The organism is Dendrosporobacter quercicolus, assembly GCF_900104455.1.
In the GTDB taxonomy this organism is placed as follows: domain Bacteria; phylum Bacillota; class Negativicutes; order DSM-1736; family Dendrosporobacteraceae; genus Dendrosporobacter; species Dendrosporobacter quercicolus.
The window spans coordinates 197742-222290 of record NZ_FNHB01000007.1; the positions used below are offsets into that span (position 1 = coordinate 197742).

General features: G+C 48.1%; 23 protein-coding genes and 1 other annotated feature. Of the genes, 17 read left to right on the top strand and 6 right to left on the bottom strand.

Going from position 1 to position 24549, the window contains the following annotated elements; all coding sequences use genetic code 11:
• The first annotated feature begins 23 nt into the window (after positions 1 to 23).
• The 7 genes from BLR06_RS13915 to BLR06_RS13945 all read left to right on the top strand — a co-directional run bounded on the left by BLR06_RS13915 (position 24) and on the right by BLR06_RS13945 (position 7229).
• On the top strand, positions 24 to 1493 hold the full coding sequence (locus BLR06_RS13915) for an ATP-binding protein (RefSeq protein WP_092074191.1): 1470 nt from the start codon (positions 24 to 26) through the stop codon (positions 1491 to 1493).
• Positions 1490 to 1909 (top strand): tripartite tricarboxylate transporter TctB family protein, encoded by a 420-nt coding sequence (locus BLR06_RS13920; protein WP_092074192.1) that lies wholly within the window; start codon positions 1490 to 1492, stop codon positions 1907 to 1909. Before BLR06_RS13915 ends, BLR06_RS13920 begins: the two co-directional genes overlap by 4 nt.
• Positions 1910 to 1925: 16 nt before the next feature.
• On the top strand, positions 1926 to 3431 hold the full coding sequence (locus BLR06_RS13925; protein WP_092074193.1) for a tripartite tricarboxylate transporter permease: 1506 nt from the start codon (positions 1926 to 1928) through the stop codon (positions 3429 to 3431).
• 247 nt (positions 3432 to 3678) lie between these two features.
• Positions 3679 to 4626 (top strand): ABC transporter substrate-binding protein, encoded by a 948-nt coding sequence (locus BLR06_RS13930; RefSeq protein WP_092074194.1) that lies wholly within the window; start codon positions 3679 to 3681, stop codon positions 4624 to 4626.
• 6 nt (positions 4627 to 4632) lie between these two features.
• Positions 4633 to 5385, top strand: a complete 753-nt coding sequence (locus tag BLR06_RS13935; protein WP_092074195.1) for an ABC transporter ATP-binding protein — start codon at positions 4633 to 4635, stop codon at positions 5383 to 5385.
• The gene (locus BLR06_RS13940; protein WP_092074196.1) at positions 5382 to 6128 is read left to right on the top strand and encodes an ABC transporter permease; all 747 of its coding nucleotides are present in this window, start codon (positions 5382 to 5384) and stop codon (positions 6126 to 6128) included. Before BLR06_RS13935 ends, BLR06_RS13940 begins: the two co-directional genes overlap by 4 nt.
• Before the next feature lie 147 nt (positions 6129 to 6275).
• On the top strand, positions 6276 to 7229 hold the full coding sequence (locus BLR06_RS13945; RefSeq protein WP_092074197.1) for a DMT family transporter: 954 nt from the start codon (positions 6276 to 6278) through the stop codon (positions 7227 to 7229).
• Here the strand turns inward: BLR06_RS13945 and BLR06_RS13950 are convergent.
• Positions 7192 to 8607 (bottom strand): sodium:solute symporter family protein, encoded by a 1416-nt coding sequence (locus BLR06_RS13950; RefSeq protein ID WP_092074198.1) that lies wholly within the window; start codon positions 8605 to 8607, stop codon positions 7192 to 7194. The genes BLR06_RS13945 and BLR06_RS13950 overlap by 38 nt on opposite strands.
• Before the next feature lie 145 nt (positions 8608 to 8752).
• Positions 8753 to 8961 (bottom strand) — a binding site (T-box leader).
• Between the two features lie 194 nt (positions 8962 to 9155).
• Here BLR06_RS13950 and BLR06_RS13955 point away from each other — a divergent pair.
• A complete protein-coding gene (locus BLR06_RS13955) occupies positions 9156 to 9908 on the top strand; it encodes a hypothetical protein (RefSeq protein ID WP_092074199.1) in 753 nt (250 codons plus the stop codon).
• Positions 9909 to 10005: 97 nt separating this feature from the next.
• Here BLR06_RS13955 and BLR06_RS13960 read toward each other — a convergent pair whose 3' ends face one another.
• Both BLR06_RS13960 and BLR06_RS13965 read right to left on the bottom strand, forming a co-directional pair.
• Positions 10006 to 10296, bottom strand: coding sequence for a LytR/AlgR family response regulator transcription factor (locus BLR06_RS13960; protein WP_173812698.1), 291 nt, complete (start codon positions 10294 to 10296; stop codon positions 10006 to 10008).
• Positions 10297 to 10414: 118 nt separating this feature from the next.
• On the bottom strand, positions 10415 to 10630 hold the full coding sequence (locus BLR06_RS13965; protein WP_092074201.1) for a hypothetical protein: 216 nt from the start codon (positions 10628 to 10630) through the stop codon (positions 10415 to 10417).
• Positions 10631 to 11353: 723 nt separating this feature from the next.
• Between BLR06_RS13965 and BLR06_RS13975 the strand changes: the two genes are divergently transcribed.
• The 6 genes from BLR06_RS13975 (at position 11354) to eutC (ending at position 18780) form a co-directional block, all read left to right on the top strand.
• Positions 11354 to 12796 carry a sensor histidine kinase gene (locus BLR06_RS13975; protein ID WP_092074203.1) on the top strand — a complete coding sequence of 481 codons (1443 nt, stop codon included), beginning with the start codon at positions 11354 to 11356 and terminating at the stop codon, positions 12794 to 12796.
• A complete protein-coding gene (locus BLR06_RS13980) occupies positions 12793 to 13365 on the top strand; it encodes an ANTAR domain-containing response regulator (RefSeq protein ID WP_092074204.1) in 573 nt (190 codons plus the stop codon). Before BLR06_RS13975 ends, BLR06_RS13980 begins: the two co-directional genes overlap by 4 nt.
• Before the next feature lie 379 nt (positions 13366 to 13744).
• On the top strand, positions 13745 to 15130 hold the full coding sequence (eat, locus tag BLR06_RS13985) for an ethanolamine permease (protein ID WP_092074205.1): 1386 nt from the start codon (positions 13745 to 13747) through the stop codon (positions 15128 to 15130).
• Between the two features lie 53 nt (positions 15131 to 15183).
• Positions 15184 to 16590 (top strand): ethanolamine ammonia-lyase reactivating factor EutA, encoded by a 1407-nt coding sequence (locus BLR06_RS13990; RefSeq protein ID WP_092074206.1) that lies wholly within the window; start codon positions 15184 to 15186, stop codon positions 16588 to 16590.
• 46 nt (positions 16591 to 16636) lie between these two features.
• Positions 16637 to 17995, top strand: a complete 1359-nt coding sequence (locus tag BLR06_RS13995) for an ethanolamine ammonia-lyase subunit EutB (RefSeq protein ID WP_092074207.1) — start codon at positions 16637 to 16639, stop codon at positions 17993 to 17995.
• A gap of 14 nt (positions 17996 to 18009) precedes the next feature.
• Entirely contained in the window at positions 18010 to 18780 is a 771-nt protein-coding gene (gene eutC / locus BLR06_RS14000; RefSeq protein WP_092074208.1) for an ethanolamine ammonia-lyase subunit EutC, read from the top strand.
• Positions 18781 to 18926: 146 nt separating this feature from the next.
• Here eutC and citF read toward each other — a convergent pair whose 3' ends face one another.
• From citF to citD, 3 genes are all read right to left on the bottom strand, one after another.
• Positions 18927 to 20483 (bottom strand): citrate lyase subunit alpha, encoded by a 1557-nt coding sequence (gene citF, locus BLR06_RS14005; protein WP_092074209.1) that lies wholly within the window; start codon positions 20481 to 20483, stop codon positions 18927 to 18929.
• A gap of 111 nt (positions 20484 to 20594) precedes the next feature.
• On the bottom strand, positions 20595 to 21494 hold the full coding sequence (locus BLR06_RS14010; protein ID WP_092074210.1) for an aldolase/citrate lyase family protein: 900 nt from the start codon (positions 21492 to 21494) through the stop codon (positions 20595 to 20597).
• On the bottom strand, positions 21487 to 21774 hold the full coding sequence (gene citD / locus BLR06_RS14015; protein WP_092074211.1) for a citrate lyase acyl carrier protein: 288 nt from the start codon (positions 21772 to 21774) through the stop codon (positions 21487 to 21489). Before citD ends, BLR06_RS14010 begins: the two co-directional genes overlap by 8 nt.
• Positions 21775 to 22037: 263 nt before the next feature.
• Between citD and BLR06_RS14020 the strand changes: the two genes are divergently transcribed.
• The 3 genes from BLR06_RS14020 to BLR06_RS14030 form a co-directional block, all read left to right on the top strand.
• Positions 22038 to 23360 (top strand): CitMHS family transporter, encoded by a 1323-nt coding sequence (locus tag BLR06_RS14020; protein WP_092074212.1) that lies wholly within the window; start codon positions 22038 to 22040, stop codon positions 23358 to 23360.
• Positions 23361 to 23496: 136 nt separating this feature from the next.
• Positions 23497 to 23760: an OadG family protein gene (locus BLR06_RS14025; protein ID WP_092074213.1), complete on the top strand. Its 264-nt coding sequence runs from the start codon at positions 23497 to 23499 to the stop codon at positions 23758 to 23760.
• Between the two features lie 205 nt (positions 23761 to 23965).
• A partial coding sequence (locus BLR06_RS14030) for a sodium ion-translocating decarboxylase subunit beta (RefSeq protein ID WP_139164498.1) occupies positions 23966 to 24549 on the top strand: 584 nt, incomplete at its 3' end.

Sequence of the window (24549 nt, forward strand, 5' to 3'; positions counted from 1 at the left end):
TTTAAAAGAAAGACAGTGTTGGAATGAAAAAGTTTACTCTAACCACTAGATTAAACATTAAGGTGATTTGCATTATATCGGTGTTTATGATAACGATTACCGTCTATAACCAATGGATGGTGTTTCAGGAAAAAGAAGGCGAATATGCGGCTCAGCTTGAGGCGATTACTGATTACATTATAAAAAAGATTCCGGCAAGTACCTTTGCTGATATTGCGGAAAGGAAAGCTGAATCCCAGGAGACGATTGAGGAGCAGGCAGTACTGATTAATAGTGAAATACAGCCCTTTTTTGAGAATATCCTGCTGACCTCCCGGCTGGTTAAATATGGTTTTTACTCCAAAGAGCAGCAAAGAATCATGGCGATTGGCCCTGAGCTTGATCAATCTTTATTGATAAACGTTGAACGCAGCGCATTATCGACCAATATTTATGATACGGAAGAGGCTCACTGGGGAAGAAAATCACAGTCTATCGTGTGGTATGGCACGGATGTTCTTTATCATGTCAGGCCGGTTATAAATGACGGGCAGGTCATTGGCCATGTATTTGCCTGTCTGAATCTGGACAGAGCCCTATTGGAAATATGGGCTAGCGTAATAAAAACACTGACGACAGGTTTCCTGGCATTGCTGATTGTCATTATGCTGTTCCAGGAGGTGTTCATTCAGTTTAAAAAAGAGCTGGAATTGTTTGCCGAATCTATTGTGGCGGGGCGCAGCAAGCTGTTTGAAAGTAAAATCCCTGAGTTGACGCCAATATTGCACTATATCAGCGAACAGACGGAAAGTATTGCCCGGCTGGACCGGCTGAATATCGTGGGTGAAATGGCGGCAAGCATCGGGCATGAAGTGAGAAATCCGATGACCACAGTCCGGGGTTTTTTGCAATTTCTCGGCAACAAGCCTAGCTATCGTGATTCCAAGGAACACTTTAACCTGATGATTAGTGAAATGGATCGCGCCAATAAAATTATTACCGAGTTTCTGGCTTTGGCGAAAAATAAGGCAATGGACTTTAAAAGCCGTGATTTGAATGAGGTAATTACCAATATAACGCCGCTTCTGGAATCTGACGCTGTTCGCAGCAATTGCCAGCTGAAACTCGATTTGCAGGCCGTAACTCCGGTTCGGATTGATGACAGCAGCATGCGGCAGCTGATCTTAAATTTGGTGCGTAACGCCATTGAAGCTATGAAGCCGGGAGGAACGGTAAAAATCAGCACGGTTCAGCGCAATGAGAAAGTAGAATTGTCTATACAGGATCAAGGAGGAGGAATACAGCCTGAGATCATTCACAAATTAGGGACGCCCTTTATTACAACTAAGGAAAACGGCATTGGCATCGGCTTGGCGGTTTGCTACCGGATAGTACAGCGGCATGAAGGTGAGATCAAAGTGAAAAGTGCGGTTGGTCAGGGTACCACCTTTACCATTACGCTTAACGCCGCTGGCGATGCAACAAGGCCGACAGGTGAGGTGAAAACAGAATGATTGAAAAAATATTGGCCGGTTTTTTTGTTGCAGTTAGTATTATCTATTTATTTTTTGCCAATGAGTATTCTTTTGGAACAGTTGATGCGCCGAAGGCCGGCTTTTTACCCAATTTGGCAGGCGGCGCCGCCGTCATTTTGGCGTTTATCGTGCTGATCCGGCAGTGCCGGAGCAAGACAAGGGAAGTGCTCGAACAGGTAAACTGGCGCAAGCTGGCGATGGTGGTTACAGGGCTGGTTTTTTATATTGTTTTATTTCAGGTCGCCGGCTACATCGCAGCTACATTCATTGTCGTATTTTATTTATTCAAAGTCACCGATACGGTAGGCTGGGTGTTTACCGGTTTGCTGTCCGTGACTGTTACCGCAAGCTTTTACACGGTGTTTGTAAAAGTATTGGGAATTTTACTACCGTAGGCTGGAGGGAATATTATTGGAAGTTTTGCAGTCATTGGCACACGGGTTTTCTGTAAGCATTGCACCGGCAAATTTGCTGGCGTGTACGATTGGCGTCATCATCGGAACGCTGGTTGGAGTACTGCCGGGGCTGGGGCCGGTGGGGACAATTGCCTTATTGCTGCCACTGAGTTTTAGTCTGGACCCTACAGCCTCACTGATTATGTTTGCCGGTATCTACTATGGAGCGATGTTCGGCGGTTCAACAACATCAATCCTGCTTAACGTACCCGGCGAAGCGGCGTCGCTGATTACCTGTATGGATGGCCATGCGATGGCCAGAAAGGGGCGGGGGGGAGCTGCCTTGGCGATTGCCGCCATTGGTTCTTTTATTGCCGGCACAATGGGGCTGATCGGCCTGACTTTTTTTGCCCCGCTGCTGGCTAACGCAGCCTTGGTATTCGGACCGCCGGAATACTTTGCCATTGCCGCACTGGGTCTGATTATTCTTACCCGCCTTACCGGCGCCTCAATGCTCAAATCGGTGCTAATGGCGATTATCGGCATTAGCCTGGGGACAATTGGCCTGGATAGTTTAACCGGAATCACCCGTTTTACCTTTTCTATTGATGCCATGCAGCGCGGGATGGAGTTTTCCATTGTGGCTATGGGTCTGTTCGGTGTTGGTGAACTGCTGGAAACCATTATGGCGGCCGGCAACAAATATCAGCTGCAGCACGTGCGTTTCCGCGAGCTGTATCCGAGCCGCGAGGAAATCCGGCGGTCGGTAGCGCCAATCTTCCGGGGCGGCGTTATTGGGTTCCTGGCAGGGCTGCTGCCAGGCCCGGCGGGTATTATATCGACATTTACGTCCTATGCCGTGGAAAAAAAACGCAGTAAAAATCCGGCAGAGTTTGGCACAGGCGCTGTTGAAGGTGTAGCCGGACCGGAATCGGCCAATAATGCCGCCGCCTCCGGAACGATGGTCCCGCTGTTGTCATTGGGCTTGCCGTTTTCGGCTGTTTCGGCAATCTTACTCAGCGGCTTTATGATTCACGGAATCATTCCCGGGCCTACCTTGATGGAGCAGCACTCCGATCTGTTTTGGGGATTGATCGCCAGTATGTATATTGGCAATGTATTACTGCTGATTATTAACTTACCGTTGGTGGGCATTTTTGCCTCTTTACTCAAGACGCCGGTAAATATTCTAATGCCGATTGTGCTGATGATTACGATGACCGGCGCTTATTCGATCAACAACAGTGTTTTCGATTTATGCCTGTTGCTGGGGTTTGGCGTTTTAGGCTTTTTTATGAAACGGGCAGGTTATGAACCGGCGCCGCTCGTGATTGGCCTGGTTTTGGGTCCGGCCCTGGAAACCGGACTGGTTCAAAGCCTGATCATTGGCAATGGTGATGTTTCAACAATCATTATGCGGCCGATTGCCGGCACTATTTTGGCGATCGCCTTGCTGATTGTTATTCATAACATTGTCAGCTGGGCCGGCGGCATAAAGAGGTTACGCCAAAAAAGCGGCTAAGGCGGCAGCGCAAAGAAGAAAACCGATATACACTTAATGAAAGTTAAGGAGCGCAAAAAACTGAATGATGGTCAATTCTTAACCGGCGGGAATCCCCGCCGGTTTTTGTTGTATTTTTGACTTATAACGATCTTTTGATTTCATAATTTAACTAATTAGAGGTAAGGCTGGGGGTGTTGACGAAGTATTCAATGAATTATTTGTCGAAGCGATAGTAGGCGAAATTTATGCTTAGCGGGGGAGGAAAATGAAAAAAACAATGCTGTTAGTCATTACTGCTTTGCTGGTGCTTTTTGCAGGCTGCAGTAATGATAAGAATCCGGACAGTCACTCCAGCGCGGGAGAACCGCAGCTTAGGATTGGTCTAATGCCGGACGTTGATTCTATTCCGTTTATTATTGCCCGGGAAAAGGGGTATTTTAAAGAAGAAGGCTTATCAGTGACGCTGGAGCAGTTTAAAAGCGCCATGGAACGGGACAGCGCTTTGCAAAGCGGCAAATTGGACGGGGTTATTTCGGATATGCTGGCCCAGGCCTTTGCGAAAGCCGGCGGTTTTGACACGGTAATTACTTCACTGACAACAGGGAGTTATAAACTGGTTGTGAATAAAAATGAACCGGCGCAAGCGGTTCAGGACCTGAAGAACAAAACGGTGGCGATTTCCCAAAATACAATTATTGACTATGTAACAGATAAAATTGTAAGTGACGGGGGTTTGGCGGCAGCCGATATTCATAAGCTTGTTATCCCGCAAATTCCAGCCCGCCTTGAGATGCTGAAAAACGGCAAAGTAGCTGCGGCCACCCTGCCGGAGCCGATGGCGACAATTGCCGTTAAACACGGGGCCAAGGTCGTGCAAAGCTCCGAGCAGCTAGCGTTGAATCCCGGCGTGTTAATATTCACCACCCAGTCGGTGAATGAAAAAGAGGCGGAAATCAGGGCCATGTACCGGGCTTATCGTAAAGCGATTGACTATCTGGCAACAGAACCGGTGGAAAACTATATTGATCTATTGATTGCGCAGGGCGGTTTCCCTGATGATGTTAAAGGTGCGCTGGTTCTGCCGGAGTATAAACAACCGGCCGCACCGCAGCACAAGGACATTGATGATGTCATCGCCTGGCTACAGGCCAGAGACCTTATACCGGCAAAGTATCAATACGATGACCTGGTTGATTCCCGTTTTGTAAGGTGAACTGACATGATCAGGATTAAACATCTGAATCTTTCCTACTCCGCCGGAGGCCGTTGTTATGATGTGCTTAAAGATATTAATCTGGAGATTGCCGCAGGCGAAACCTGCGCTATTATTGGCCCGTCCGGCTGCGGTAAATCAACGCTGCTGAAAATCCTGGCCGGAATCATTACCGAGATTGACGGTATTGTTGAAATTGCGGGGCAGCAGGTCAGGCCAAAGCAACAAAAAATTGGCTTTATCCCCCAGAACTATGGCTTGCTGGCCTGGAAAAATGTCTATGATAATATTCTTCTGGGGGCAAAAATCAAAGGGATGAACCTTGACGGCCAGGAGGACGGTCTGGCTTCAATGATGCAGCTGCTGGGACTCAAGGGATTGGAATACCGCTATCCCGGAGAATTAAGCGGCGGCCAGCAGCAGCGGGTTGCCCTGGCCAGAGCCTTTTTGCTGAACCCTGACCTGTTGTTGATGGATGAGCCATTTTCGGCGTTGGATGCTCTGACCAGGGAAGACATTCAGCAGGTATTTTTAAATGTATGGCGCGGCCATTCCACCGCGACCGTTCTGGTCACTCATCATATGGAGGAAGCCGTTTATTTAGGACGGAAAATTGTCATTATGTCGGCAGGGCCGGGGACAATCAGCAATATTGTTGAAAACCCGCTGTTTGGTGTGGCGGATATCCGGAGCAAGCCGGAGTTTTTTCAATTATGTATTGAACTACGGAAGATGGTAAAAAAGGATTGGGCAAAGTGAAGAAAATAGGAACAGGCGTTTGGTATATTTACGGCACCGTTATTTTTGTCGCCGCCTGGCAGTTATGCGCCGCGGCGATTGACTTGCCTGTTATTCCTTACCCCGCCGCGGTATGGAACAACCTAATCAGTATTTTCATGACCAAAATTGCTATTCATAGTTTTTACAGCTTGTGGCGAATTCTGGCCGGGGTTGTTTTGGCAGTTATTCTTGGCATTCCTTTGGGTTTATGCATGGGCTATTTTCCGAATTGGGACCGCTATTTGTCGCCAATTGTTTATTTGACTTACCCTATTCCCAAGATCGCTCTTTTACCTGTATTCATGCTGCTGTTTGGCCTGGGAGAAGCGGCAAAGGTGCTGATGCTTTTCCTGATTATTGTTTTCCAGGTGATCATTGCTGTGCGGGACGGTGTAAAAAGTATTCCCAGAGAAACCTACTATCCGCTCTATTCCCTGGGCGCCGGTTTTATGGATGTTTTTCTGAATGTGCTTATTCCCGCTTCAATGCCGAAATTTTTGACAGCACTGCGGGTTGCAATGGCAACGGCAATATCAGTCTTGTTTTTTACGGAGACGTTTGGTACAAATTACGGTATGGGCTATTTTATCATGGATGCATGGATGCGCGTAAATTACCTGGAAATGTATTCGGGCATTGCTGTTTTAAGCAATATTGGGCTGATTTTATTTGGCTGTATTGATTATGTGGAAAGAAAAATGTGCAGTTGGCAATACAAATGAAAAATTAAGCTGTATAATAGATTATCAGGTTTCTTGCTGCAAACTTGATGAATACCAATATAAAGAGACTTGGGTAAGCTGATGGTAACCAAGCTGCCTAAGTCTCTTTATGATTCGGATTTATCTAAAACAAAGGGGATTTTAAACATGAAGGTAAGCTGCCAGCAACCCCAGGCAGGACAACTGGTATCGCGGTCAGTTATTGTTATGCTGACTGCCGTGATTATTCTGTGGGGTATTAATGTCATTATGATTAAGTATCTTGTCAATTATTTTCCGCCGCTGGCGTTGGCGGGAATCAGGATCAGCATAGCCGCCGCTTTTCTTATGCCGGTAAGCTTGTGGCGTTACGGGCCGGCCATTCCGCCGCTAAGCTCGTGGCTGCCGATTTGCGGTGTCGCTTTATCGTCAATTTTTTTACACCAAATAGCATTATCCTGGGGATTAACCGCGACCAGCGCTACTCATTCCGTACTGATTTTAGCGCTTAATCCGCTGCTGACCACGCTGCTGGCCAGCCTGTTGGTAAGCGAGCCTTTAAGCTGGAACAAAATCAGCGGGGTTTTAACCGGTTTAAGCGGGATTTTGCTGATTGTATTCCATCGGGCTGATGCCGATACTTCCAGCTTGCTGGGGGATGGCGTGGTTTTTCTGGCAACGGTCACGTACGTTCTGGGCTCATTGTGTGTCAAGAAAGGCACTCAATCGCTGCCGCCGCTGATGATCACCGCCTATAGCCATGTATTGGCGGCTGCGGGTTTAATGGTCAGCGGCGCCTTCCTGAATGCCGAGTGGATGTACGCCGGTGCTTTGAACCTGCCGCCGCTGGCGTGCCTGTTTTTTTCGGCCATGATTTGCACCGGGCTGGCAACCATCTGGTGGAATACCGCCATCCATCATGTCGGCGCGTCTACCACGGCTTTGTTTATTAACGGGCAGCCGGTGATTGGCGTGTTCGGGTCGGCCTTGTTTCTGGGCGAGCAGTTGGCGTGGCAGCATTTTGCCGCTTTACTGCTGGTTATCCTGGGCGTAAGTCTGGGGACCGGAATTGTCGCCAGATTTATCAGGCCTTCGGTTTATAAGAGGGCTGCCAGGAGCTGATCGGCACTTGGTCAAGGACGTAAGTCAGCAGGAAAGCGCCCACGCAGGCCAGCCATTCCAGATAAATCACATGGGGGAAAACGCGGACTGCCGGGACGGTTTGCCAGAGAATGAGCACAGCCAAACCAGTCAAAATGGTATAAAAGGCCGAATTTTTCCGGCATAATTGCGGGGCGAACAGGGTAAATAAAACGATCGCGCTGAAAGCGGCGGTAAGACTAAGACCAATCATTAAGGTATTAATAATACCGCTGATGGTCATGGCGAAAACCAGGGTTAATAGTCCCAGCACGAGTACCGACCCTTTGGTTACGGCCAGAAACTGCTTTTCGCTTACTGCCGGGTTAATAAACTTTTTATAAATATCCTGAGAAAATAAGGTGGCTGAGCTGAGCAATAAGCTGCAGGCGGTTGATACGTCAGCCGCCCATAGCGCAGCCAGCGTGATGCCGGCCAATACCGGATTGAGCGACATGATGGTCATTGGCAGGGCCAGCGCCGGACTGGCGTCGGGAAACATCGTTTTGGCGATAACACCCAGCATGGCGCTGACAAAGCCGATCGGCAGCATCATTAAACCGCCGATGATAAAACCCCGGCGAGCAGTTTGGACGTCTTTGGCGCCAAGTGAAATTTGAATAATGCTTTGCAAGGATAAATTAACCGTAACCAGCACAATAATCCAGCTCAAAATGCCCCACAGGCCAACGCCGTCGAACAGGTCAAAATACGGTACATTGGCGGGAAGCTGGACTTTTATATTTTCTATGCCGCCGCCCCGGGTTATACAGAAAACTACGGCCAGGATAATTCCGATATATTTCAAACTGACATTTAGAACATTGCATAAGCTGGCTGACCACATACCGCCGATCGCGGTAATGCCGATAAATACCGCTGCGCTTGTCAGTATGCCGGAGGTGAAGGTGAAAACCTCCGGAACAAGAGCGTGCAGTATACTGCCGCCGGCAATGTACTGCAAGGACATAACGACCAATTGAATGACAATCTGGCAGGCTACGCCGGCAATCATGCCTTTCTTATCATAGTAACGGCCCAGCAGTTCAGGAATGGTGGTGATATTCAATTCCCGGTATTTTTTGGCGACAAGCATTCCCATGACAATGGCGCCGATGCCCCAGGCGGTAGTATACCAGCCCGCCGACAGGCCAACTTTATAGGCCTGCTCAGCCACGCCGATGGTTGATGCCCCGCCAACAGCCAGGCCGACAATGGATACCGTAATTAAGGGAGTGGTTAACCGGCGGCCGGCCAGGACATAGTTGGTTGAACTGCCGGCCGCCCGTTTTTTTGCATAATAGCTGATAATAAATAATAAGGCAATGTAAATTGAGACAATGATCAATGGGATATTCATATTAAACCTCCTGGATAATAGTGGATTTTGACATTTTCTTTACAGGCTTTGGCAAGAAAAAACGTCCCTCTTAACATAAGAGGGACGATCGTTACCGTGGTACCACCCAAATCAATCTTAACAGAAAATAAAAAAGCGATACCGCATGAGGGGCGAATGCCGCGGTACCACCCTGTATTTAATCCTAAGATCACTTTTGACTCTGTAACGTAGAAATACGGCTAGACCTACTATCATCAATTTCAGCCTGCAGCTCGGGAAGGAACTTCACTAAATATTTTCAGCCGGTTCACACCAACCACCAGCTCTCTGAATGAAAATGAAACAGCTACTTTTTTCCGTCATCGCCAATAGAGTATTTACTTGTTAAAGTGATTATAGCCATTTGAGCAGTAGTTGTCAATAGGGGGTTCGCCGTCTGAGAAAAAGTTCCTTAGACGCTTGCAGGGATTTAGGGGATATCTGCCTAAATAGCAAATTTACAAGAAGTATATTCCATAGTTTACAGATTTTTCACCTATTTTACTACTGAAAGGATTGCTGCTGCTTTGAGGAACAATCTCATCATCTTTGTACTCTCCTGCTTGTTGCTGGTTATCAACGGACCCCGCGCGGCGGCGGAGCCGGCGGTCTGGCGGGTGGAGAAAATCGGAACCTTCACGGCTGCACCCGCCGACTGGCAACCGGCCAACATCCTGGAGGCACTGACTACACTGCTGGGCAGAGACGATGCCGCGATCGATCCATTGGGGCATTTTCCCCCGTTTCAGCCAATACCGTTGGCTGGTTCGTTGGCAGTTTTGCCCAAAAACGAGAATATCCAATTTTACCAGGTCACCATGCACGACGGCAAGGCCTACCGCACCGCCTTACTCAGTTTTTACCGCAGCAAGACCCCCATCCCTGACGCCGATCAGCAACAATTTTTTGCAGAAAGCCTGTCCCGGAAGGACCGTAAAAATTTAGAAAAAAAAACCAATTGGTTTCGCCGGGAGTTACAGAAGGAATTTGCAGCGCAATTTGAGCTTACCGGCATTGGCCTTTCCTTTCTTGAACTGTCGCCGCTTGAATTTCTGCGCGTTAACAACAAACAAGCCTACAGCATGAGCGCCAGATTGGTCGTTTCGCTGCACGGACTCAACCTGCCGCAGTATGTCAGGGGTTACGCCTTTGATGCCAATGGCCGGTTAGCCGTCGCTTTCCTGGCAACGTCAGACAGCGAACGGCGTTATTGGGACCCTCTGGTAAAAACAATGATCGAATCATTTGCGCCGCCGGCCTACGAGTGGCTTGGATACTAGCTGAGTCTCAGGCTTAGCCTTTCCCGCTGTTATGGGTGTCTGCCAAGCAAGCGGCCGGCCGCGCTTAACCTAGGCCGGGCTGCGGGTAGGCTTGGCCTCAGCTGCCCAGCCATTCCAGAAATGCCTTTTGAACCGACTTTAGATGACTGCGGCTGACCGGAATGACTTTGCCATTGACTGCAACGGCATGACTTTTATTCAGTTCACGGATATTTCTAATGTTCAGGGCAAAACTCTGGTGGCAGCGTATGAACATGTTTCGGGGAAATTGCTCCGACAGCTCGGTCAGCTTGCCGGTATAATAGATGGTTTTGTCAAGAAGATAAACGGCTACTTTCCTGTTGACTGTTTCCAGAGCTGTAATCTCGTCCAGGGAAACCTTCAGCAATTCACCGTGCGATTCAATGACCGCAAAATTTTTTTAAAGCGGTTGTGGTAATCGGCGGCAATCAGCTTTTCCAAGATCATGGGCTCAACCGGTTTAAGCAGATAATGCATATAGGCCTCTAAAGACGGTATATCCCCCAGCAGCACAGGGCTTGTCCGGCCTGAATAGGTGAAACTACTTCCATGCTCAGTACTTTCCCGGCGTAGTTTTCCGGCAGGGGTACGAAAAACAGCGCCATGCCGGGATTCTTTGCCGGATCGTGGCTGCCGCTTGCAAAAAATTCCCTGTCGTCTAACAGCAGACGGACGGTCTGATGATTGGCTTTTATGAGCAAAGCGGCATTCGGCAGCTCAATATCAAGACGTTTGCGTAGTGTCAGTGTTTCATCCGCAGGAATATTAACGGCGTACTTCAGGCTGCTTAACAGTCTGGCTTTGTCGCCGGGCCGGACCTGGTATTGCCAGTTGTCGGAGATATCGACGCGTTTTGCGCCATATACGGATGGTTATAAGCCCGAAAATAAACCAGCAGAAAGATAAAAATGAGGCATACGCCGGTCAGCATGACGACAATGGAATACCTTGATTTGAACTGGATGGCAGGCAGGAACTTTTTCAGACGTTTCACCAAGCTTTCATTGCTTTTTTGCTTTGATTGTACCATAATTGCCGGAGCGCACCGGTATTGAAAATAACCTCGCAAAAAAGTTTCTAACAGCGAGCCAGCTTGGCGCTCTACGGCAAGACTGCGGGGCAGAATTTCCATATTTCTGTTTAAAGCTATACAGCGTTTTTTTACCGCTTTGCTGTACAGCAACCGGCAATCCTTTGGACGTTCGGCAGACAGGTCGCGCTTAAGGATTGTCTTTTTCAGCCGAATGTGATATATTAAATTTTATTAAAATAAGGCAATGGCGCCCTTAAAGCTACGAAGTAGTTTTGGGGCCTTTCTATTTTTTGCCGGTTAGAAAAGCATAGATCGCCGGCATAAGTGGACCAGCGAATTGTCGCTTGTACCCGACCCAAGCCGGGTGTCTAATTTTTAGGGAGGGGCGGCTATGGTTGAACAAAGAACCACGCTTCGTCAGTTATGTTTGCAATATACCAATTTGGCTGTCGATGATATCAGCGAACTGGAGGAAATGGCCGCTAAGCTGCAGTTTATTGCCGAATTAACCGGAACCGATATTTTTATTGATGCATTGAGCAAAAATGGCGTGGATGCAATTGTGCTGGCCTGGGCTTACGCCAAGGGCAACCGTTCACTGTACCGCAGCAGTGTTGTTGGTGAAATGGCTTATGCAGCCAGTGAACCGGCAGTCTACCAGACGTTTTCCACAGGAAAGATCGCCAGGAATATTCGCGGCGTAAGCCAGGAGGGCGTCCCGATTGCGCAAACGGTAACGCCGCTGTTCAACACCGCCGGGGACATGATTGGCGTACTCATTATGGAAAAGGATATTTCCGCTGAAGTTTACCAGGAAGAACAGGTGGAGTTTTTAAGCCGTACGGCAGAGCATTTGAGCCGGTCGCTGATGGCGCTCACCATGACTGGCTGGGGGTGGGAAGAGTGGCTGGGCAATGGCATTTTTGTGCTGAATCATAAAGGCGAAATAACTTATGCCAATAAACATGCCGCCCGCCTATCCGGCCAACTTGGCGGAGAAGAAGTTCTGGGGAAATCGTTTATTGCCGCTTTGCCGTTTACCTCGCTGCACGACTTGGCGGAAGGACTGAAAAATCCGATTAATTTCGAATTTGACGATGCCTGTTATGTGGTTCAGGCCCATCCCCTGATCGCGGGGGGAGAACTCAGCGGCTGCGTTGTTTCATTGCAGGATGTAACCGAATTGCGCCAAAAAGAGCGTCAGCTGGATATGCAAAGTGCTATTATTCAGGAAATCAATCATCGTGTTAAGAATACACTGCAAAATGTTGTTTCCTTATTGCGGCTCCAAATGAACCGTTCTAAGCTGGAACCGGTTCAGCAGGAGTTTACGGCCTGCATTAACCGGATTTTATCTATTGCCAGGGTTCATGAGGTTTTTGCCTATCAACCCTGGGATTGCATTGATTTACAGGAACTGGCCGAATATGTTTTAGCCAAGGTTGTTGAGAGTCAGCGGTTGCCTGCTCAAACGGTCAACACGCAGGTTTTGGGGCAGCATATTATTATTTCCGCCGCTCAGGCGGTACCGGTCGGCCTGGTATTAAACGAGCTGGTTACCAATGCCTTAAAGCATGGAATAAAGCTTGCCGCTTATGGTGAGATTAACGTTATTATTGAGCAACAGCAGCAAGAGGTCCGCCTGACAGTGTCAAACGACGGCTGCAAGCCTCAGCAATCTCCTGAACTGATAAAAAATAATAAACTTGGCCTGTATATTGTTCGTTTGTTAATTTGTGAACAGCTGGGCGGAGTATTTGACTTGCGTCGTGAAAATGGCGCGACCATTGCCCAGGTTTCTTTTCCGTTGAGCAGCAAGGAGGAGGAAGTATGAAACCGTTATCTATTCTGCTGGTTGAAGATGAAGTGTTAATCCGGGTAGATATTAAAGAAATGCTGGAGCGGGCCGGACATGTTGTGGCCGCTGAATGCGGCGATGGCTTAAAGGCGGTGGAGCTGGCCAGGCAGGTTGCTCCGGAACTGGTTCTCATGGATATTATGATACCTGGGTTGGATGGTCTGGAAGTGGCTAAAGTGATGCATCAAAGCAATATCCCGGTTGTCATCCTGACGGCCTATGGGCAGCCTAATTTTATTAAGCGAGCCGAAAACGTCCATGTTTATGGTTATGTGATAAAACCCTTATCCGAACAAAATTTGCTGGCCACAGTCCATATTGCGTATAGCCGCTGGCAGGAATTTTGCCGGGTAAATAATGAGTTGCGGGAAATAAAAGAGAAACTGGCCGGGCTGCAGACGATTGCCCGGGCCAGAGCGATCATTCAGGACCAGCTGGGTATTTCCGCTCAGGACGCACACAAAAGGCTGCTCAGGGAAGCCATGCGCCAGCGGGTGACCGTTACGGCGTTTGCCGCAGAAATCATAACAAATAAAAAAAATTAATTGACTTTGCAGGAGATTTTCTTCTCATAACGAATAATGCTAAAATATAAACATTCAGCCTGTATTGGCGACTGTTGACACAAAGGAATACCAGGGCAATAAAGCCTGATAAAGAGATCAAGTGTTTGATGTCTTTATTAGGCTTTTTTATTTTTATTGCTCACAGGAAGGAGGCGTTCTTTGACGTGAAGCGTCAGCCTTACCACTGCAGGTAGAGCGGCGGGGAATTTTCCCGGCCGGCAGCCACAGGGGCAGGGTGATGCCGTACCGGGTTGGCTTAAGTTAATGATATATACGGGCAGCGTTGCTCATGATTACAGAAACAATACTGTAGTTATGAGCTTTTTTATTTGCTGTGCACAGTGATGAGGGGGAAGATATGATGAAAAATGATTTAGTTGTGAAAAATAGCAGTGAAAAAACGGCGGCAGCGCCGGGCGCCAATTTATCGCGGGTGCTAAAACCGGTGCATTTGTGGGCGCTGGCGGTTGGATTAGTTATATCCGGCAATTATTTTGGCTGGAGTTATGGTTTTGGCGCAGGCGGGGTGATCGGACTGGCGCTGGCATTGGTTCCGGTAACCGTTTTTTACGTAACCTTCATTTTGTCTTATTCCGAGCTGGCGACAGCCATTCCGCATGCCGGCGGGCCGTCAGCTTATGCCCGGCGGGGACTGGGCAAGTTTTGGGGGTACATCAGCGGCATCAGTTGCTTGATTGAATTTATCTTTGCGCCTCCGGCGATTGCTTTGGCAGTCGGTGGTTATATTCATCATATTTTTCCCGGGATCCCGGTAATGTCGGCAACGGTGCTGGCGTTTATCTTATTTATTTTTATTAATTTCTGGGGAATGAAAGTGTCCGCAACGTTTGAGCTCATTGTAACAATTGTCGCTTTAGCAGGTCTGGTTATCTACTGGTGCCTGGCGTTGCCGCATTTTGAACTGGCCAGGGTAATGAGCGAGCCTCTCCTGCCCAACGGGTTTAGCGGCGTAATGGCGGCAGTCCCTTTTGCCATTTGGTTTTACCTGGCAATTGAGGGGGGCGCAATGGCGGCTGAGGAAATGGTGAATCCGCAAAAAGATATTTCCATCGGATTTTTAAGCGGTATGGGAACCTTAATGATTATGGCATTTCTGACTTTGTTTCTTACGGCTGGAATTGCTGATGTTAAGCTGATTGAAACAGTTGACTTTCCTTTGCCAATGGCGCTTAGCGGGATTTACGGGGAAGGGTCGTTCTGGGTTCTGTTGATTAACTTTATTGGCTTGTTTGGTTTGGTTGCATCTTTGCATGGCATTATTGTAGGGTATTCACGGCAAACTTATGCGATGGCGCGGAGCGGTTATCTGCCTAAATTCATGGCTTATATTCATCCCAAGCACCGCACGCCGGTCTGGGGACTGATCATTCCCGGTATTATCGGCCTTGGCGCTGCACTGACCGGCCTGACTGATGTGGTGATTACGATCTCGGTATTTGGTTCGGTCATTATGTATCTGATCAGTCTGATCAGTTTATTTGCACTGAGAATCAAAGAACCTGGACTGAAGCGTCCGTTTAAAGTAGCTTATCCGGTTATACCGGTGATCAGTTTGAGTATGGCTGTGTTTTGTCTGGGCAGCTTATTTTATACTTCCAGTGATGCGCTGTTCTCTGTTTTGGTAGTGTATGCCGTAGCTGTTATTTACTATTTTATCTGGGGCAACAAAAATATTCGTCCGTTTGAGGAGGAGTTTGGCGTATTAAAAGAACTTGACGAATAGGGTTTAAAGATGGGCAATAGGCGTCTTGTTCAGAGGAGTTGAACGGTTTCAAGGTGATAAGTGAATTTTTAAGTGTGGGCATTGATATTGGCACAACAACTACACAGGTCATTTTCAGCCAAATTGCAGTGCAAAACAAGACTTCATCCCTGGCAATTCCAGAGGTTGAAATTGCGAAAACAACAGTGATTTATAAAAGCAAGATTTACTTTACCCCTTTGGTTTCCCGGGAGATCATTGACCTGGACAGCCTAAAAGTTTTAGTGAACAGGGAATATGGGTTAGCCGGTATTCAAAAAGGGGATATTGCCACAGGCGCGATTATGATTACCGGTGAAACAGCGCGCAAGGACAATGCCCGGGAGGTTTTACGGGTATTGTCCGGTTTTGCCGGAGATTTTGTCGTAGCTACCGCAGGTCCTGATTTGGAAGGAATTCTGGCCGGCTTTGGCGCCGGGGCAGCTGAGCAGTCGCAGAATACCACTGCCAGTGTGCTTAATTTTGACATTGGCGGCGGAACGGCCAATGCTGCAATATTTTCTGATGGCGAGGCAGTGGACTGTTTTGCCCTGAATATTGGCGGCAGATTAATTCAGCTTGATTCCAATGGCCGGATTACGTATATTTCTGAAAAGATCAAGCCGGTGGCCCAATGTTTGAAACTGGATTTGAAAATTGGCGTCAGACCGGAATTTAAGGCATTAAAGTCTCTAACCGATTTTTTGGCTGAGGGAATTGCGGCTATTTGTGAAAATAAGCCGCTTCATGAGAAAATTGCCGGTTTGTTTATTAATCATGGCGCGAAAGGCCTGACTGCGGCCTACCGGATGTTTTCCGGCGGTGTGGCGGAGTTTATTTATCGTGAAGCAGATATTTCGACTTTAGCGAAAGTGGGCCAATTTGGCGATATCGGTCCGCTGCTTGGTCAGTCGATTCGTCATGCGTTTGTCCAATATGGCAACCGGTTATTGACGCCAAGAGAGAAAATCAGGGCAACCGTAGTTGGTGCAGGCAGCCACTCCATAAGAATAAGCGGCAGTACGATCGTCATTGATGAAGCTATTTTACCGCTGCAGAACATTCCGGTTATTCGCATCTGCGAGGCTGATTATTCGTACGACAGCCTATGCCGGGAAATCAGATCAAAACACAAACTGTATCAGGCGGTCAATGCTGCGATTGCCTTCAAAGGACCTGTTTGTCCTGCTTACACCCAAATAAAGGCGCTGGCAACAGCGATTGTAGCGGCTAATGCGCATAGCAGCGAACCAATTATTGTGATCGTTGAACATGATTTCGCCAAAGCGCTGGGGCAGACAATAAAGATTATGGTAAAAGAATCCAAAAAAGTTATTTGTTTAGACAAGATAAAAGTTGATTGCGGTGATTACATTGATATTGGCCGGCCGGTAGCCAATGTTGTGCCGGTGGTTGTCAAAACACTGGTATTTAAAAGTTAACTGGATTGGTATGTTTAACGACTCAGGGGGAACAGGTGAAAAGAGAATGAAGTTAAAAACAAAGCTTTTTGGCAGTGTATATCAGTTTAAAGATGTAAAAGAGGTTTTAGCCAAAGCCAATGAAGAAAAGTCAGGCGATAGCTTAGCCGGTATCGGAGCCGCAACCACAGCGGAAAGAGTGGCTGCAAAAGTGGTGCTGTCTGAAATGACTTTGGCGGATTTGAGAAATAACCCGGTCATTCCTTATGAGACTGATGAGGTAACCCGGGTTATTCAGGATGCGGTGACAGCCGATGCTTATCAAACATTACAGTCAATGACTGTCGGGGAGTTCAGAGAATTTATTTTAAAGTCCGACGGTTTATCCCTGGCAGCCGTCCGGGATGGGTTAACAGCTGAAATGATTGCCGGCGTGACCAAGCTGATGAGTAATCTGGATCTGGTCTATGCGGCGAAAAAATTAGGCGTCACTGCAACCTGCAATACGACCATCGGGGAAGCCGGAACATTGTCGTCCAGATTGCAGCCAAACCATCCGACAGATGATTTGCGCGGCGTTATGGCCTCGGTGATGGAGGGAATCAGTTATGGGGCAGGCGATGCCGTAATTGGCCTGAACCCGGCAATCGATAGTATTGATGGGATTTCCGCGCTGCTAACACAATTTAAGACATTTACAAACAAATGGAAAATCCCTACGCAAAATTGTGTTTTGGCGCATGTTACCACCCAAATGAAAGCCTTGCAACAAGGGGCTCCTATGGATTTGATGTTTCAAAGCCTGGCCGGATCGCAAAAATCAAATGAAGCCTTTGGTATAGATGTTAACTTGCTGGATGATGCCTATCAGCTTATGCAGGCGCATAAGAGTTCAACAGGGCCCAACTTTATGTATTTTGAAACAGGGCAGGGATCGGAATTGTCATCAGGAGGGCACAATGGCGCTGATCAGGTTACGCTGGAAGCGCGTTGTTACGGTTTGGCGAAAAGGTACCGGCCGTTTTTGGTCAATACAGTTGTCGGTTTTATCGGACCGGAATATTTGTATGACGGACGCCAGATGATCAGAGCCGGACTGGAAGACCATTTTATGGGGAAATTAACCGGTTTGCCGATGGGCGTGGATGTCTGCTACACCAATCACATGAAAGCTGACCAGAATGATTTGGAAAATCTGGCGATGATTCTGGCGATGGGAGATTGCACCTATTTTATGGGGATTCCCTGCGGCGATGATATTATGCTCATGTATCAAACAACAAGTTTTCATGATATGGCTGCTCTGCGGGAGCTTACCGGCAAAAGGCCGATCAAGGAATTCGCCGAGCGGATGGAGGACCTCGGAATTATGCTGGCCGGGCGCTTGACCGAGCGGGCCGGAGATCTGTCAATATTCACAGTTTAGGAGGTAGGAATGGCATGGGAGAATACTTTATCCCTGATATAGCAGGGATTGATTATACCAGCCGGATCGCCGTCGGTCAGGCCCGGGATCCGGAAAGCTGCATCCGGCTGAGGAAATCGACAAATGCCCGTATCTGCGTGGGCCGGGCCGGAGACCGTCTAAGAACCGAAACACTGCTCCGGTTCCGGGCCGATCATGCAGTGGCTATGGATGCCGTCTGGTCTGATGTTGATGAGACGCTCATTGAAAAGCTGGGCTTTTATCAGGTGCAAACGCTGGTTGAAGATAAAGAACAGTACATTACCCGCCCCGATCTGGGCCGTATATTCTCTGCTGATACGATTCGCGCAATCAAACAACGTTGTATTGACCGTCCGGTGGTGCAGATCCTGGTGGCGGATGGTTTAAGTTCTCCGGCAATCAATGCCAATCTGGCTGATATTTATCCGATCATTGTTGATGGCGTAACCGCCGGCGGATACAAGCTGGGGACGCCGGTTTTCATCAAATACGGCCGGGTGGCTACGATGGATCAAATCAGTGACGCGCTCAAGGCCAAAGTAACAGTATTGCTGGTTGGCGAGAGGCCGGGACTGGCGACAGGCGAAAGTATGAGCTGTTATATGGCTTATGAGTCGAGTCCGCTAAAACCGGAGTCCCAGCGCAATGTGATTTCCAATATCCACCGCAAGGGCATTCCTCCGGTAGAAGCGGGGGCGCAAATTGTCCAGTTAATTGAGATTCTGCTTCAGGCAAAAAACAGCGGCGTTACCTTAAAGCTGTAGCTGGCGGGTTTGCTCTTGATTTTAAAATAAAAGTGGTATAAACAGCATTTATTTGCTGTTTATACCACTTTATTGTATGGTTCGGACTAAATTGTTTTCGCTGCGCAATGGCCTGGGCGAAAGGAGGCCGCTCGGGTGTCTGCCGTTTACAGGCTTAGCGGTTTTCGAACGACATCAATGATGCTGCCGTCACGATATTCAATGACAGCGACAATGTCTTCCGGCTTATCGCTGTATTGAATTTCCCTGGGTTTACCAACAAGCTCATAGGCGGCTTGCTGCAGCTCCTGAATGGTCATCAGCGGTAATTTGCTGTCTTTCAGCTTTTCGATAAGATCGGTCCGCTTGGGATTGATTGCTATGCCCCGTTCGGTGACGATAGCGTCAATGCTGTCGCCAGGCGTTATCACGGTCTGAACGCGGTCGCGAATCATCGGCAGACGGCCTCTGACGGCCGGCAATACGATGATGCTCAGCTTGGCTCCGGCGGCGGTATCGCTGTGCCCGCCCGATGCGCCCATCAGAATTCCATTGGAATCGGTCATGCAGTTTACATTAAAATCAAGGTCAACCTCTGTTGCGCTTAGAATAACGATATCAAGATCATTGACAATGGGTCCCGGATTCCAGGGATTGGCGTAATGCGAAGCTGATATTTCAATATGCTGGGGCAATTCATAGAGTGATTTAGCTGCAGCAGTATCAAAGGTTTGGATGTCATACAGGGCTTTGAACAAACCGTCGGCCAGCATTTGCGTAAAGATTCCCGTAGCTCCGCCAATGCCAAAGCTGCCTTTAATGTTCTTTTTGTCCATTTTCTCCCTGAGAAATTTTGCAGCGGTGAGAGATGCGCCGCCGCCGCCCAGCTGGCAGGAAAAACCTTCTTGCAAGTAACCGGTTTCATCCATAATTTCAACTGCATATTCGGCTAAACACAGGGTCAGGGGATTGTTGCTGATTCTGATGGCTCCTGTGGCAATGCCTGCGGGATTGCCTATTTGATCAACAACAACGATGTAATCAACATCGGTTTGCGGAATGCTGTAGGGATAAACATGGTCAATAAGATTATCGGTAATTAAGACTACTTTTTCGGCGTACTTGCAATCCGTCATGGCATACCCCATTGCGCCGAAAGCGGACGGACCCTGCATGCCGGTAGCATTGCCGAAGCGGTCGCAAGCTGGTGCTCCCATAAAAGCCACATCGATTTTAAGTTCCCCCGCTTCAACCGCACGGGCGCGCCCGCCATGCGAGCGGATAATGATCGGCTTTTTCAGTTTGCCGGGGTTTTTGGTCAGGTACTTGCCCAGTGCATCCCTGAGTCCGCTGGTTTCCAGGGCGGTAACTGTGCCGTCTTCAATATAATCAATCAGAAATTCATGACAGGGATTTAACGAACTTGTCGCTATGGTGATATCTTTAATCCCTTTGGCGGCAATCGCCTCCATTACCATCTTTATAATATAGTCGCCGTTTCTTAAATGATGATGGAAAGAAATCGTCATGCCGTCCGTTACATTGGCTTTCTCGATCGCTTCGCTCAGCGACGAAAGGATTTTATTGTCTCCCGGCCGGCCCTGGCGAACTGTTTTTCCGTATAGGCTACCCGCCGGCAGGGGGGCGAACTCACCTTCATAGAGTCTGAGATTTTTCAGTCCGGGGATGTTGTCCGGTATTTCCCGTCCGATACTGTTTTTCATATGATTAAATCTCCTTTTGTCGTTGTGATTACCGGATCAGTTTCTACAGAGCTGTCCGGTTTTTGCCGGTGAGGCAAAGCGGCTGGTTCTGGAAAGACATTGGCCTGCGGCCTACTGGAACTGCTGCATATCAATTCCGGCGGCCTTGGCTTGTGCGACTACCCGCTCAGCCCGTACAACAATCGGGCCGTCAATCATTTTTCCGTCTACGCTGATGACGCCTTTGTTATTTTTCAAGGCATCCTCAAATGATTTTAACACCTTGACGGCGTGTTTGATTTGTTTTTCCGTCGGCGTGTAAATTTCATTTACTATTTTGATTTGCTTGGGATGGACCACGGATTTTCCGTCAAAGCCCATGTCGTGTATAAAGTTTACCTCAGCCCTAAAGCCTTCAATATCCTCTACGTCGGAGAATACGGTATCAAAGCACTGAATTTCCGCATTGCGGGCGGCCATCAGGATTTCCGCACGGGCATGGTAAAGCTCAACGCCTGTTTTTGTTCTTTGTGTTTTAATATTGGCAATAAAATCTTCGGCGCCCAGCGCAACGGCAATAAAGCGGGGCTGCTTGCATATTTCCCTGACATTATATAAGCCCTTGATGCTTTCGATTGCGCCGATAATATTGATGGTTCCTTCCGCCCAGCCGAAACGCTGTTCCACTTTTTCGATTTCAGCGGCAACCAGTTGTACTTCCTCGACGGATTCAACTTTCGGCAACCGGATCAAATCCGGCTTTGCCGGCAATATGCAAGCCAGGTCATCCATGCCAAAAGGAGTTTGGGTAGGATGATTGATTCTGACAACAGTTTCACTTTTGAATTTCATTGCCTTCAGGGCATGGCTGATTAACAGCCGTGCGGTATCTTTTTCGGTTACGGCAATTGCGTCTTCAACGTCAAACATGATGCTGTCCGCACCGTAAATATCGGCATTGTTGATCATTTTAGGACTGTTGGCCGGTACGAACATCATTGTGCGCCGAAGTTTTGTTGTTGGATCACTCATCTTTCATTCCCCTTTCCAAAGCGGCTAACAGGCGGGCCTGTATGGTATAGTCCCAGGCGCCCTTGTCTTTTATCTCTACGATAATATCGTCAAAGCCGGCAGTTTTTACGGTTTCAGCAACTAAGTCCCGGATATGGTCACCAAACTGTAATAATACAGGCGAGGTGATGCTAATTTGAATTCCGGCGCCTTGATTTGCCGGAACAGCGCGCACCAGCAAATCATTTTTCTCTTCGAAGCCGGCGGTCGCCGCATGACGAAGTCTTTTTGTTTCGCTCATTTTCTTCTCCTCCTAAAAAATAATCATACATCATAGATCTATTTGATGATGAAATAGAGCCATCCTGCTAAGCATGACTTTATTATACAAAGTCATGGCAAGTCTAAAAAATAGAAAATTACGATAACAGTTAATAGAAAATTCTTATTTTACACAAACTTACAAATGTTAGTATAATTTGTCTTGGATAAAACAAGTTAGCAGGTCCCGGCAATGAAGTAACGTAGAAATATCAGGTGATTTTAAGAAGGAGGAAATATTTCATGGAAGTTTTGTCAATTCTTGCGTTTGCTATGATCTTGACTTTTATGGGCTTGATTATGGCGAAGAAAATGCAGCCGGTAACGGCTTTGATTCTGGTGCCCTTGGTTTTTGCCATCATTGCCACCTATATTTTTGGGTACGGCGATCCCTGGAAAATCAGCAAGTGGATGATCGACGGCGTGAAACAGATATCGCCGACATTTACCATGCTGCTGTTTGCAATTATGTATTTTGGAATAATGATTGATGTAGGCCTGTTTGATCCGTTGGTGGTTAGAATTCTGAAAATTGTAAAAGGTGATCCGGTTAAAATTCTTGTTGCCACAGTTTGTACAACTGCCGTTGTCGCTTTGGACGGCGACGGCTCAACAACGTTTATGATTATCGTTACCGCATTCCTGCCGCTTTATCTAAAGCTGGGCATGAGTCCTGTGGTGCTGGCCCTTTTTACCTTAATGACCAATAATGTTCTGAATATTATTCCCTGGGGAGGCCCGACTGCCCGGGTTATGGCCGCCTTGCAGCTGGATGCAAGCGATGTGTTCAATCCGCTTGTTCCCGGAATGATCGCCTCATTTATTTTCCTGGTTATTCTGGCTTACTTTGTCGGTGTCAAGGAGAGAAAACGCCTTGGCATTATGGAAATGGATGAAGCGCATTTAAAAGAAGTTGAGGCAAAAATTACGGGAGAGAAGAAGGAGTTAAAAAGACCGCAGCTTTTCTGGGTTAATTTGGTTGTGACACTTTGCCTGCTTGCTGCGTTGCTTTCTGATAAATTCCCGCTTGGCATTATTTTTGCGGTTGGCACGAGTATCGCTCTGACCATTAACTTCAGAGATGTCAAGGAGCAGGGAAGGCGTCTGGCTGCCCATGCGTCCGAAGCACTTAATGTTGTTATGGTAATTATCGGTGCAGGCTGCTTTATGGGGATTCTTGCCGGTTCAAAAATGGACGCGGCGCTTACCCAAACCCTTGTCGAGATGATTCCGGAATCACTGGGGCCTCACATGGCTTTAATTACGGCCATCATCAGTGCGCCCGGCACGTTCTTCCTTTCCAATGACGCTTTCTATTATGGCATTGTACCTATTCTCGCCAAAACAGCCGCCGTATATGGCATTACTCCGGCGGAAATCGCCCGCGCATCGCTAATGGGCCAGCCCATTCATTTTCTGTCTCCATTAGTTGGCGCTTTGTGGCTCCTGCTCGGTATCACCAATGTGTCACTGGCCGATATACAAAAGTATGGTTTGCCTGTTGCTCTTGGCATGATGCTTATTTACATTGTCGTTGGCGGTATTTTTGGCGCTATACCGCTCTAACTGTGCGTCTGCCGGCCTGACTGCTCCGCCTGTCCGGAAGAAATTCAATTGGCTAACTTGTAATATGTTAAGATCTATTGTAAAATATTAAGATGTAAATTATTCAATTTAATCTGACATGATTGGAGGTATTGGTATGGCGTTTTTCGATTTCTTGTTTGGCAAGCCTAAGCCTGATAAAACGAAGAAAGAGACGATTGCCGCTGCAGCGACAGTCAGTTCCGGCAGCGTAAATATTGAAGCCCCTGGGATCAGTCCGGAGGTGGTTGCCGTCATTGCGGCAAGTATTTATGCCATGATGGGCACTGAGCAGGTTTTGGCGGTCAGGATTAACCGCTCAGGCAACCAATGGGCCGCGACCGGGCGGCAAAGGCTTATGGACAGCCGTCAGGTTATATAATAGCCATACAGCTTTTACAAAGGCGTAAAGGAAGAATGCTTTTTACGTCACCGGCAATCAGTCAGTATTAAACAAATCGGCGGCGGAACAGCGTACGTTCGTGTTCCGCCGCTGAATGCGTTTCCCCCGGAAATGCCGCCAATAGGTTTGTCAGTTGGCAGTTTAAAATGCAGAATTAAATCCAGATCAGGAGGCAGAAGAAAAAATGGAAGCAATGATTCATCAGTATCCGTGGCTAGACGAACTTTTAATGGGGTTTCTCGGACTTTCCTGGAAACATGTCGTAATGTGGGCGATTGGGGCTGTCCTCATCTATCTTGCCGTAAAGCATGATTATGAGCCGGCGCTGTTATTGCCGATCGGGTTTGGCTCAATTCTGGCCAATATCCCCCATTCTTCCGCAGTATCAAATATACCGGGCGAGCAGGGCTTCCTGGTTGTACTGTATAATGCCGGTATTGCCAATGAACTTTTCCCGGTACTTATATTTATCGCGATCGGGGCGATGTGCGACTTTACGCCGCTGATCCGCCGCCCTTCGGTCATGCTGTTTGCGGCGGCGGCGCAATTCGGCATCTTTGCGACCGCCATCGGGGCGACGCTGGTGGGCTTTTCCTTTGAGCATGCGGCGTCCATCGGGATTATTGGTGCGGCGGACGGCCCGACAACCATTTATGTCGCCAGCCGTTTCGCCAAAGACCTGTTAGGCCCGCTGTCGGTGGCGGCGTATTCGTATATGTCGCTGGTGCCGGTCATCCAGCCGCCGGTCATCAGGGCGCTGACGACCGA